This window comes from Protofrankia sp. Cj3 (assembly GCF_917627355.1).
Lineage (GTDB): Bacteria > Actinomycetota > Actinomycetes > Frankiales > Frankiaceae > Protofrankia.
Genome location: NZ_CAKJTR010000064.1, coordinates 13,620 through 25,949, shown reverse-complemented (window position 1 = coordinate 25,949; position 12,330 = coordinate 13,620). Strand labels below are relative to the sequence as shown.

The following is a 12,330-nucleotide window of genomic DNA, read 5'->3' as shown; positions in this document are numbered from 1 at the left end:
GGACAGGACCAGCTGATACACCGGCGCGCTCACCAGCAATCGGGCACTGTCGAGAAATCCTACCTTGAGCTGATATGCATCAGCAAACTCCCGGAAAGCGGCCTGTTCCATCATGGTCATCATGACCATTGCCAGCAGCGGGAGCCAGAAGATAATCACAAGCCCCACCGGAGCCGACAGAAAAAATGTGAGTAGCACAGACGTCGGCAACGCCAGCCCGGCGGCTGCCTGGAAAAATGGCATCAACAGCATTTCAACGGCGAGCGCTCGCCGGCGCCGCCCCGGGAGCTGACGCCAGTCGCCTTTTTGGAACACCTGGATGAAACCCATCATCCACCGGGTCCGCTGGACCACCAGTTTGCCCAGTGTCTCCGGTGTCTCTTCGCGGGTGGTGAGCTCCGGATGATAGAAGACCATGGTCTCGACGCCTGCCACCGAGGCTCGTACACCGAGATCACAGTCCTCGGTCAGGCAGGAGACATCCCAGCCGCCCAACTGGTTGAGGACCTCGCGCCGGATGAAGACCGTGTTGCCACCGAGCGGAATGAAACGCGCCACCGCCTGGTAGCGCAGCCTCGACATGAACCAGATGTAGTACTCAAGGCAGTTACGTGCCCGCCACCATGATGTGGCACTGTTGCACCACGAGGTCACAGCGCGCAACAGCCCGGCTGACTCCGGTCGTCGCCAGCCCGTCCCGCGGAAATTCATCAGCTGGACACCGCCCTGGAAAATCCCGACCTCGGGATGATGGCTGGCCAGCGTGTTCACGTAACCGAGCAGACCGTCCGCGATCAACGACTCCGCGTCTACGATACCGATCAGATCACCGCGGCAGTACCGCCGCGCGTCCTCGAGTGAGAGCGGCTTGCTGCGCATTGCGCTGCGCGGTGTCACCACCCGCACGTTGGGATGGCTGTCGGCAAACTCCTGCGCCACCGCACGTGTCTCCCGGTCGGCCTCATCGTCGGACACGACGACAACGAGATCGAAAAGATCCGCTGGATAGGAACCGGCCAGCACCTGGGCAAGGGTGCGCCCGAGGACGGGCTCCTCCCGCGCGGGCACGATCAGTGAAAAAGTGTGCCGAGCCGGCGCGCGGTCCTCCAGGTTCACGTGGTCAACCCGCTCCGGCCGCTGCCAGCTGTACTGCGCTCGGGCCAGGGTCAGGCCGGCGACGAACAGCATCGCGAGCGACACCGTGCTCCAGCCGACGAGTACCACGCCGTCGCGATGCGGATACAACGCATTGGCCGTCACCACGACTAGCGGTACTGTCGACAAGGCGAGACAGCCTCGAAAGAAACGAAACAGCGGGGTGTCCGCGGTGGATCCGAGGACAAGCCAGTCACAGACCAACGGGTAGGTGAAGGCCACCACCGCCGCGCTCACCAGGGCGGCAAACAGGTGGCGCATGCTGGCCTGGCCGATGGCCGTGGCGCCGTGGTCGGTTCTGGCCAGCTCGACGAAAATGAGCCAGCCGACCGTCTCGGTCGAGCCGCGGGCGGCGACGGACCAGAACCAGTTCCCGTTTTGGCGACGCCGGGTGAAATCATGTCCCAGACCCCGCAGGAGAAGTGCCGAAGCTACTGCTGAATACCCGTACGCGGCCCGGTCACCCACGCCGAGAAACCACGCGAACACGACCAGCACCGTGACGCGGACGAACACGCTCGTCCCACCGCCGACCGCGAAACGCAGCCGTCCGGGCAGGCTCTCCAAACGGGCTCGCGGCGACGGTGCTGGAGCAGGCGCATGGATGGAGTTCACAGATTCCTACCTGAATTGTCTAGTAGGCCCGCGGGACACGCAATGTAAACGGCCCGCTCCGGCCGGGATTGGCGAATTCTCACGAAACGGCTACCAGCCGGGGGAGGTCCGCCGCATAATCCGCGACCGTGGTATCGGAAAAGTAGCGAACATGCTCGGTGTTATCGGCACCGTAGCCGGCGACCTGGGCCGCGTGCACCACGTCGTACTGACCGCCCGGCACCTGTTGCGCACTCGCGAGCGGCACGCCAGCGGCCTTTTGGGCAGCAGCAAGCTGTGCTGGTGAACCGGTGAGCCCGATGAATGTGGGATCAAACTGGTTCAACCATCGACGGAGTACTCCCGCGGTGTCCCGGCCGGGGTCGGTCGTAACGAAGACGACCATTATTGCGGAGCCGACGGGCGAGCTCACCAGTTGCTTGGCCGCGGCGATGTCAGCCATTGTCGTCGGGCAGACATCCGGGCAGTTCGTGTAGCCGAAGAACAGCAGTGTGGCCCGGCCAGCCGTTTCCTTCGCGAAGTCGAAGCTCCGGCCGGAGAGGTCGGCCAGGGTGAACGACGGCCGGGGCCGGGAAACCCGCACGGCGGTGCCATGCCAGCCATCCGCCGCCGTCCCAACGACGGATGACGGGCGTGCGGACGATCGCGCCAGCGCCGGTGCGGGCGGCGATGAGCCGGTGTCCGCCGGGTGTGCGGCCGTACCCGTCGACGAGACGGCACACCCGGCGAGACAGCACAATGCCACGGCCACGATCCAGTGACGGGTGGGTCGCCGACGCCCGGAAGGAACATCGAATCGCAGTGGCATTCCGCAGCCTTTCTGGGGTTACCCGGCGCAGACGGTCGTACCGCGGGGCGCCGTATTGCCAGGGCCGGCGAGATGCTTGCTGTCCGTGCCGATCACTTTGAGCGGGCCGAATCCGGCCGCTCGCAGAAAGGCACAGTCGACCGCGTGGCCGCCGGGAGCGGTCTTCGGGACGCAGACACTGGAATTACCCGCCGCGTCCGCGTAATTGTGGTCACACCCGTCCACCCACAGCGTCGCCGGGGAGGGGCGACCATTTCCATGCGGCTGCACCCGACCGCTGAGATCCCGGTTACCTGGGCCCCAGGAATGCTCAACCGCGACCTGGCGGACGTGTCCGCCGGCCGGCATGGCCGAGTTCGGCTCGGTCACCCGCAGGGCGACGAGCAGCCCAGCGGCGACGCATGCCACGGCGGTCATGCCGAGCAGAATTCTTTTTCTGGTCATCCGACATGCACCCACTTAGCCACGGACGGTACCCCGTTCATATCCTGGGCGAACATCATGTAATAGCCGGCTGGCAGCAGGTTGGGATTGTCCGGCACTGTCACGCTGACATCCTGGCCTGTTCCGGACAGCGGCAGGTCGACACTGCGCTGGTTCGGGTCGGACTGATGGGTCACCGACGCTGGGCGGATCAGTGTGACGCGACCGATGTTCCCGCTCACTGTCAGCTTCTGCGCCGACCCGTAGTCGAACTGGTCGGCAGCGTTGGAAATTGTCGGGCGATCCCTGGACATGTACCAAGGGGAGTAGATCGAAATACCCAGATCGAATTCGCCGGTAGCCGGATTGTTCCCGATCGTCGCCACCCGGCCGTCCGGCAGCAGGAACGCCTCCGAGTGGTACATCCGATCGGCCGGGTCCGCCGGCAGCGACGTGAACGCGTTGGCCGCTGGGTCGTAGATGGACGCCTCGTGCACGGCGAACTCGGGATAGTTGTGCTTCGCGCCGCCGGTCTCGAACACCTTGCCGTCGGGCAGAATGACGGCGCTCACGTACATCTTGGCCGCCGGCAGGTCCGGCCCGGCCGTCCACTGTGGATCATCCTTGCTGAGATCGATGATGTCCGTGTGGTTCGTCGGGTCCAGGTCACTGTAGGAGTTGCCGCCGCCGAAGTTCGCAACCTTCTGGGCCTGCGCCGGCGGCAGCAGAACCGTGGCGCCCTGATCCCGGAAGTCGATATCCCGCAGCCCCGGGACATCGGTGATTGTTCCAGTGTCGACATCGTAGATCTCCGACCCGGAGGTGTTCGGGAGCGCGTTGCCGAAGGTGTGCGTACCGCCGTAGAAGAGCCGGCCGTCCGACATCAGCACCATGGTCGGATAGAGACCCCAGTAGAAATACGTCTGCGGCACGTTGTTGAAGGGCTTCCACTGGCCTTTCTTGGAGTCGAACATCTCGACCGAGACGTTTCCGGATCCGTTCTCGTTGAGCCCGCCGGTGGCGAACACGTCACCGTTACCGAGGTTCACTAGGGAGGGGTACCAGTGCCCGCCCCCCGGCGTGTCATTTGTCTTGGTATAGGTACCGGCCACCGGGTCAAAGATGTAGCTGCTCGCGAGACCCTTGTAGTTGGTTGTGGGTGTCGGGTACGCGAGTGTGCCGCCGGCCAGCAGGATTCGTCCGTCAGCCAGCTGGGTGTGCCCGACGCAGAACAGGTCCTCTTGCGTGGGAACATCGGCGAACTCACCGGTTGACGGGTTCCAGACCTTGGAGACGAACTGGTTCTTCGCGGCCGCTGCCCCGTTGTTACCAGATCCGGCAACAAGCAGAACGTTCCCTGTACGCAGCACGGTGGCATGCACCGAACGCACCGGGGAGTCGTACGGCAGGGTCTGCCAGGAGCCCTGGCAGTCGCCCGTGCAACCACCCGGTGGCGGTGGTGGCAGGTCCCCCGCGGCTCCCCCACCGGTGTAACCGGCCCGCACAAGCCCGCTGCCACCGCCCTGGTAGTACTCGACGCTGACCACGTGTTTCCCGGCGGTGACGGGCACGGTCGCCGTGTAGGTCGTCGGCCCCTGGTCCTGCCATTGGTTGATGGCAAGCGTGCCGTCGACGTAGACGCGCACGCCATCGTCAGCCGTCACCGTGAGCGTGCTGTTCCCAGCTCGGAACTGGTCAGTCCGGCTCCAGCGCGCGGAGAAGTTGTACGCTCCGATGCCGTCCACCCCCGGCCCCTTCTCACCGAAATCGTGGCTGAGCGTGCCCTCACAGCGTTCGGCCTTCGGCGCTCCCGACAGGATTCTGTTGGGGAAGTAGGACGCGGCCCACTGGGTGGACAGGCAGGTCAGCGACGAAGGCGGAGCCATGGCGGCGTACGACACCCGCGCAACCGCACCACCGCCGTGTTCGAAGTACTCGACCTTGACCGTATGGTCGCCCGCCGTGACCGTCGGGCTGGCGGTGAAAGTGGTCGGCCCCTGGTCCCGCCACTGGTCGATCACCAATGTGTCATCGACATAGACCCGAATACCGTCGTCAGCTTCGGCGGTGAACGTGACGGTCCCGGCCGCAAACTTCTCGGTCCGGACCCACCGGACCGAGAAGTTGTCCGCATTGATACCGGGGACGTCCGGTGCACCGTTCCCCCAGTCATGGCTGATGGCATCCTCGCACCGCCCGCGCGGGGTACCCGTGAGGGTGATTCCGGAGAAATACGAAGCCGTCCACTGGGTGGGCGCACAGGTCGGTGGGGGTGGCACCGGTGGTGCGTAACTGAACTGAGCGACAGCGCCTCCAGCGTTCTGGTAGTACTCCACGACAATCGTGTGCTCACCGGCGGTCACCGAGGGGTTCGCGGTGTAGGTGGTCGGTCCCTGGTCCTTCCACCCGGTTATGACAGTGGCGCCGTCCAGGAGTACCCGGATTCCGTCGTCGGCGGTCGCGGTGAAGCCGTACTCACCCGAATCCAGATAGAGCGTCCGGCTCCACCGGACCGAATAGCCGGACCCGCCGAGGCCACCGATCCCGGGGCCCGTCTCCCCCCAGTCAAAACTGATGTCGCGGTCACAACGCGAACCCGCTGCCGGCCCGGACAGCGTCATGTTGGCGAAGTAGTCGGCGGCCCATTGTGTGTCCGGGCAGGTGACCGCCTTCGCCGTGCCTGGGTCGACGACGGCTAGCACAGCGAACTGGATGGAGAGGATAGCGAGGAGCCCAGTCAGGACACGCCGGTGTCCCAACCTCCGGCGTCTTCCCCTAAACATTTCCGTTGCTCCTGACCGAAATTTTTCGCCGGATCATTCCTAAGCCTCCCCGGCGGTGCCGGCTGCCGACCGTCGAGGCCCGCGGAAAAAACTCCGCGCCGTACGCCTATGCTCGCTGTAGACAATCCGGTCGACCAACACGTAACGAACACTGACAACGATTGCCAAAGTAGCGAGAGTGGCTACCCCGATACTTGTATGCCAACGGTCCACAAAAATTCCGAGCAGCGGCAGACGGACGACGAGATCGACGTTGTTCAACAAGGCGAACGACACGTACCGTCGAATCATTGACTGTTTTCCGCGCTCCCAGACAAACAGGTCACAACCGGCGAAGTTCCACAGGATGGCAACCTGTGTAGCGATCACCGCGGCTGGCAGATAATGCATTCCAGCGTGGTGCAGAAGCGCGGTTCCAAAAACATTCGGCAATATCCCGGAGACACCTACGAGCACAAACCGTGCCGCCCGTGGCAGCCGGAGCGACAAGAGCAGCCGCATAAAGCGGACGCCCTCCGACGCCGAAGCGTTCGATGTTCCGGCATGACGTTCACCGAATACATAACCGACCTCGACGACCCGCAACCGACCGGCCCGGACCAGCAGCTCAAGCAGGATCTTGTACCCGTCCGGACGGAGCTGGTCGAGGTCCAGCGCCGCGATGCGGACGAGGAAGAACCCGCTCATGACGTCCGACACACCACGCAGGCGCAGCGGGAAAAGTATGCGGGACAGCAGGTTCGCGCCGGATGACACAAGTCGGCGGCCACTGTTCGCCAAGCCCGGGGCACTACCGCCGTTGGCGTACCGGCTACCGATAACAACATCGACATCTCCCGCGCCAGCCGCGGCAAAAAGTTCGGGAATCACCTCCGGTGGATGCTGCAGATCACCATCGATGATCACAGCATAGTCGGCGCGGCATAGTCGAATGCCTTCGGTAACAGCTCCGCCAAGTCCGCCTACCCGGTAGGGCGCGGGACGGTGATGGATACGGACCCGTATTCGGACCGAACCACGGAGCGCATTTATGATCTCCGGTGTGGCATCGTCCGAATCGTCGACAAAGATAATCTCGCTGGGCAGATCGGCCAGCGCGGCGTCAAGCCGGCGCAGGAGCGCCTCGATATTCGCGGCCTCGTTCCGAGTCGGCACTACCACCGACACCATTACTTGCTCGTCCAGTCGGTGGCCGGTCACGGCTGTGGTGCGCATGCTCGAAAGCACCGCCGAGGAAGCTCGTGGCCGCGGCACCAGGTCTACCAGCTGCGCATCGAAAATGCGCTCGTCAGGCATGCTCATCCGCTGGTCTCCCCCCGTTCGGGACGGCGGCCGACGCGGCAACCGTCCACTGGGTACGTCAGATGCCATGACCGGGATTTCCCGGCCTGGCAGGTCAGCTGTTGTCGCGCTCCTTTGCTGTTCACCGGCTTCACCCGGGCCCCCAAACGCGCTCCCGGGACTCCCGCCGGAAAAACCCAGCACAAAACCAGCATGCTCGGTGTCGGCGGCCAGTCTCCCGAAATCCGCGCCAGGCGGATCCGGTCCACCGCGAATACTGTCGCCGAAGAGATCAGGTCAGGCGGGAAGTACCCACCTCGATAAGTTTCCGACCCAGCCGGATCAGAACGAAAACAGCTCGGCTGACAGGCATCCGACAGGTTGGTTTCAGTAAGAAGTCGGGACAAGAACTACGAATATGGCTCCCCGGATCAACTCCGCTGATGGGCTCGCGGCCCGAAGGTGCAAGGTGGGCCAAAGGTGGCGCGATCATCCTCTTTCGCGCCACCGGCGGCCCGAAGGTGCAAGGTGGGCCAAAGGTGGCGCGATCATCCTCTTTCGCGCCACCGGCGGCCCGAAGGTGCAAGGTGCAAATCGTTCCGGTGTGCAGCGAACGTACCAGGAGCTGATCGAGGCCATGGGCAGCCGAGATGTTACCCACACGTATCGGTTGGTTTTCATCGCTGATGATCACGTCGCGAAATCGACCAATACTACCGTCAGTAATGCGCTGACGTGCGAAAACTACTTAGCGTCATCAAAACGGATTCGCCAACCGGATGCTGTTTACAAGCTATGAACCGCGCCACAGACATCCTTACCGGGGCCTCTGTTTGGCCTTCCGTTGTGCCTGAAGTTATGAGTGACATATATGCGACAGCGCGAGGCTTCGATGCGCTACGGCACTGCTTGGATGCCCGGCTCCGCCGGCCTGCTCACCCTGGTGCGTAATGTCACGCCAGCACAGATTCGAAACACGCCCTAACACGGTCGGCAGCCTGGAACCGCCGGTCAGCCACCGGCCGCGCGATCCTGTCCGTCCGCGTCGCCGGTGGGCACCAAAACTCCCGGCAGCCTTGGAAGGACATAGAAAGGACCGCTCGCGGGACGGGGTGTCATTTCTGTCATCGGCTGCCGGGAGGCGTAGCGGTCATCTGGCTGCGGGCAATACACCATATTTGTCGATCCCGGACCGCACCAGCGAGAGCGCGGTCGGGTCGGCGGCGAGATTCACCTGGTCCATAAAACTGAGTGCGAACAGGCCCATGGATGTCGCCTGCCGAATATAGGCGTCGGTGAACAAGGTTCTCAGATCGGCGGTCCACGTTTTCTGAGAACCGTTGTCCGGCTTGAAGTGAGCCACCATGACGGGACCGTACTGCCCAAGCATCCGAGTCATGTCCAGGATGTCCTGGCTGTTCGAGTCCGACTGCATTGCCTGGAAGCTCTGGAAGTCAGACTGGCGCATCACGTCCGCGAAGTAGGGGAACATCGACCGGCCGCCGCCCGTACTCGGGTCGTCGTAACGGGCCTGCCAGCCTCCCCAGCCCAAGGAGACCTTGGCGTTCGGAGCCACCGAGTGGAAGATGGACATTGCCGCCAGGTATTTGTCCTTGAGGGCAAGGTAGTAGTTCGTCACCTCCGGGCTCGGCGCCCAGGCGTTGGTCTGGCAGGCGTAGGTCTGGAACTCCGTGAACAGCGTGACATAGAGCGGTGGACCACCGGCCGCGCCCTTGAAGATATCAGCAAGCTGGCGGGCGTCATCGAGAAAAGCTGTGGACAGCGGGTAGTCGCGGCCACAGGCCGGGCCATGGGAGGTCTGGTTGGTACCGACCTTGCCGGTTCCGTCAAGCCAGACCACGAGATGAATCGAACGGCCGGACGCATAGGTCTGCGGAATTCGATTGCTCGCCCAATCTCGGAGGAATCCGAGGTCGCTGGGCGAGTTGTACCAGGTGGTGAACATTCCGAGCCCGGCCGCGATGGGTGACGCCGCGTCGCTGTCCAGAGCCGGTCCGAGGCCGAAAAGAAGCTTTCCGGAGCTGTTCGCGGTGGGTGGCGAGGCGAGCGGGGCTGACGGCGGCGATACGAGGCTCGGCGGGATCCCCGGGGACGTGGTCACCCGCATGGCCGGCGACGCTGTCGATGCCGGTGGCGCCGAAGACGCCTCACCGACCGCCGGGCCGGTCCCGGGCCGCCCGTTGCTGCCCGCGGCCGACGCCAGGGCGACCGGTAGAGTGGATGATGACGCCGACGCACCCGCGGCTGGCTGGGAGACGGCCCGCGTCGGGGGCTGGCAACCGGCTAAACCGAGGAAGGCCGCGGTCACGAGTGACATGAAGCCGACAGTCGCGGGGCCGGTACGAGCAAGCTTTGCGGTCACAAGCAGGTCCCGTCTGATCGAGATCAGTGGGCACAGCCTACGGGGCTGCCCTCAGGAGGCATCAACCGGATGCCCCATAGGCTGAATTAATGCCACAAAGTAACCGAGCCGGCGATGGCGGCGACCGTGTCATCCCGTCCGTTGCAGGATCTTGCCATAGCCATCCGCATAGCTGACGTCGAGCTCGTGCGAGACGCGGAGAAGGACGGGACCGCGCACGTAGATGTACTCGGCCTTCGCCGGGTCCACAGCCTGCGACATGAGGAAACGCTGTCGCTGCTGAGCGTCGGCGGGAGTGCGGAAGACCTCCACGCAACCGCCCAGCCAGACGCTTCCCGGGTTCGTGTCCGGCAGCCCGTCGCGGGGTACCCGGCTGTCGACGAAGGCTGCCTTGGAGATGTAGCCACTCGATTGACCGAAAAGATGGTCACTGTCCGTCGCAGCCGTATAGACAATGCTCGATGTCACCGGAAGCCCAGAAGCCTTGAGCTGAGCGATCAGCTCCGACGCGCTGAGGTCGCCTGGTGTGCCCGGCTGCGCGGGAGCGATCTGGGGGTCGGCAGGCAGCGTGGGGGCGGACTGGCCCGCCCCGGCGATCGCCCCCGCGGCGGGCGAGGCTACCGTGCCCGCGACAGTCGCTGCCGTACCGGTCATGGCGCTGCCGCCGCCCGAAGCACGACCTGACGAGCACGCGGCCACGAGCAGCGTGCACATAATGACCACTCTCACTGTCTTCGACACCGAACTCCCCATGGCCGTGTCTCGCGTCGTCATGTCCTGGAATGGTGGGCCGGACTGAATCGGCCATCGGCTCCGCCCGCCGTCAGGCCCCGGCCCATCCGGCCGTGCTGATCCGATCTGTTGGCCGGATCAGCACGGCCACTGTCGGGATGGATGTCAGGCGTCCCCGGGCCCGCAGGCCGTGCCGTCCCCGTTCGTGTCCAGCTTCAGTTGATCGCGCTTGTTCACCGGTATCGGGCCCAGGCCGTGCTGCCGCAGCCACTGGCAGCGGTCATGAGTGCCCGGTGGGAAGTTCACCGGGACGCACTGGGTCGGCAGCCCATAGTGGTGATCACACCCATCGACGTACTCGCTGGTAAGCCTGACCGCCGGTACCGGGGTCACCCGCTGATCGCTCGTTGTTGGCAACAAGCCCGGAGCCGGCGCCGGCGAACCCGTGATCGTCACCCCGGGGCTGGCGGATACGGCGCCGCCAGGGGCCGTGCCGGCACCCGGACTGGCGGTGGCCACATATGGGGACGTGGCCGCCGCCGGCCTGGGTGTCGCGGCGCTGGAAACTCCCGTATCGGTGTTTCCCACCACCGTCACCGCGACGGCGAGGAACACCGCGACCATACTCCGCCTGAGGACACGGTCGAGTCTTCCCGGTTCATCGGCCATGAGGGCTCTGCTCCTTCCGGTAGCCCGTCTCATCCCACATGCACCCAGCGAGCGACCGACGGAATGTTGTTGGCATCGGTGACGAACAACATGTAATCGCCGGGCGGGGCAATGTTTGCGTTGGCGGTGAGCGTCACTGTCAGCTGACCGTCGTTGTTGACGGTTATGGGGAGGTCCACCGAACGCTGGTTCGGGTCCGACGAGTGCGTTACCGCCGCCGGCCGGATCAGCTGCGCGGACTTGATGACGACGTTGGACGTCGTGCCCACCGACTGGGTCGAACCATAGGCCCACGTGGCCGCCGCCGCCGTGATCGTCGGTCGGATCCCGTTCAACAGGTAAGGTGGCGTGTAGATTGAGATCCGCATGTCGAAGGAACCGTCACCCGGATTGTTCCCGATCGCGAGAACATGGCCGTCCGGCAGCAGCAGTGCCGACGAATGGTACGTCCTCGGAATCGGGTCGGTGGCCATCGGTGTGAAGCTGTTCGCGACCGGATCGTACATCGACGCCTCGTACACCGGGTCGGCCCGATTATGTAGGCCGCCACCGGTCTCGAACACCTTCCCATCCGGGAGGATGACCGCGGAGACGTACATCTTGCCGGTCGGCAGGTTCGCACCAGGAACATAGGCCGGATTCGCCTTGGACAGATCGATGAGATCCATCGTGTTGTTCGCGTCAACGTTGGTCTCGATGTTTCCCCCGCCGAAGGTGGCGACGCGTTGGGCCTGCGCCGGTGGCAGCAGAACCGACATCGACTGGTCCCGCTGATCTTTCAGCCGGAGTCCGGGCACATCGGTCACCTGACCGGTGTCAACGTTGTAAAGATTAGCCCCGGGGCCACCGTTGACGTTGTTGCCGAACACGTGTGATCCGGTGTAGAACAACCGGCCGTCCTGCAGAAGAATCATTGCTGGGTACAGCCCCCAGAAACGGTAGGTCTGGGTCGGCCGCGGCTTGTTCCACTGTCCGCTGGCACTGTAGAAGCGCTCGACCTCGACTGAACCGTTGCCGTTCTCGTCCAGCCCGCCGAGCGAGATCACGTCACCGTTACCGAGCTCCGTGGCGGACGGATACCAGTGACCCGTGTTGAGATCGTTCACCCGCACGTACTGATTCGTCGTCGGATCGAAGGTATAGGAGGACTTGATGCCTTCGTAGCCGTGGTCCGCGGTCGGGTACGCCTTGTTCCCACCCATCACCAGCAGTCGACCGTCGGTAAGCTGGACGTGACCGGTACAGAAGAAGTCATCAGGAGTGGAGACATTGGCGAAGGCGCCCGTGGTGGGATTCCACACCGACGTCTTGAAGGTACCGGCCGCGAACTGGTTAGGGTCATTACCCGACCCCGCGATGAGCAGCACGTTACCATTCTTGAGAAGTGCGGCATGGATGGCCCGGACAGGTGACTGGTAGCTGAGCACCTGCCATGAGCCCTTGGTGCACGCATCACCCGCCGTGCAGGTGGAGTGTTCGAT

General features: G+C 64.1%; 10 protein-coding genes. 1 reads left to right on the top strand and 9 read right to left on the bottom strand.

Going from position 1 to position 12,330, the window contains the following annotated elements:
• From MJ783_RS11085 to MJ783_RS11065, 5 genes are all read right to left on the bottom strand, one after another.
• On the bottom strand, nt 1-1,770 hold a 1,770-nt coding region (locus MJ783_RS11085), incomplete at its 3' end, for a glycosyltransferase family 2 protein (RefSeq protein ID WP_239310316.1).
• A gap of 79 nt (nt 1,771-1,849) precedes the next feature.
• Nucleotides 1,850-2,353, bottom strand: coding sequence for an SCO family protein (locus MJ783_RS11080; RefSeq protein WP_239310315.1), 504 nt, complete (start codon nt 2,351-2,353; stop codon nt 1,850-1,852).
• 243 nt (nt 2,354-2,596) lie between these two features.
• Nucleotides 2,597-3,022, bottom strand: coding sequence for a hypothetical protein (locus MJ783_RS11075; protein ID WP_239310314.1), 426 nt, complete (start codon nt 3,020-3,022; stop codon nt 2,597-2,599).
• Nucleotides 3,019-5,760 carry a PA14 domain-containing protein gene (locus MJ783_RS11070; protein ID WP_239310313.1) on the bottom strand — a complete coding sequence of 914 codons (2,742 nt, stop codon included), beginning with the start codon at nt 5,758-5,760 and terminating at the stop codon, nt 3,019-3,021. The genes MJ783_RS11075 and MJ783_RS11070 overlap by 4 nt, the downstream gene beginning before the upstream one ends.
• Nucleotides 5,761-5,823: 63 nt before the next feature.
• Nucleotides 5,824-7,086, bottom strand: coding sequence for a glycosyltransferase family 2 protein (locus tag MJ783_RS11065; protein ID WP_239310312.1), 1,263 nt, complete (start codon nt 7,084-7,086; stop codon nt 5,824-5,826).
• Between the two features lie 448 nt (nt 7,087-7,534).
• Between MJ783_RS11065 and MJ783_RS11060 the strand changes: the two genes are divergently transcribed.
• Entirely contained in the window at nt 7,535-7,864 is a 330-nt protein-coding gene (locus MJ783_RS11060; protein WP_239310311.1) for a hypothetical protein, read from the top strand.
• Nucleotides 7,865-8,215: 351 nt separating this feature from the next.
• Here the strand turns inward: MJ783_RS11060 and MJ783_RS11055 are convergent, their stop codons facing one another.
• From MJ783_RS11055 to MJ783_RS11040, 4 genes are all read right to left on the bottom strand, one after another.
• On the bottom strand, nt 8,216-9,448 hold the full coding sequence (locus MJ783_RS11055) for a hypothetical protein (protein WP_239310310.1): 1,233 nt from the start codon (nt 9,446-9,448) through the stop codon (nt 8,216-8,218).
• Between the two features lie 129 nt (nt 9,449-9,577).
• The gene (locus tag MJ783_RS11050; RefSeq protein ID WP_239310309.1) at nt 9,578-10,102 is read right to left on the bottom strand and encodes a hypothetical protein; all 525 of its coding nucleotides are present in this window, start codon (nt 10,100-10,102) and stop codon (nt 9,578-9,580) included.
• A 243-nt stretch (nt 10,103-10,345) separates the two neighbouring features.
• Nucleotides 10,346-10,849, bottom strand: a complete 504-nt coding sequence (locus tag MJ783_RS11045) for a hypothetical protein (protein WP_239310308.1) — start codon at nt 10,847-10,849, stop codon at nt 10,346-10,348.
• Nucleotides 10,850-10,878: 29 nt separating this feature from the next.
• Nucleotides 10,879-12,330, bottom strand: a 1,452-nt coding sequence (locus tag MJ783_RS11040) for a galactose oxidase early set domain-containing protein (RefSeq protein ID WP_239310307.1), incomplete at its 5' end; no start/stop codon positions are given.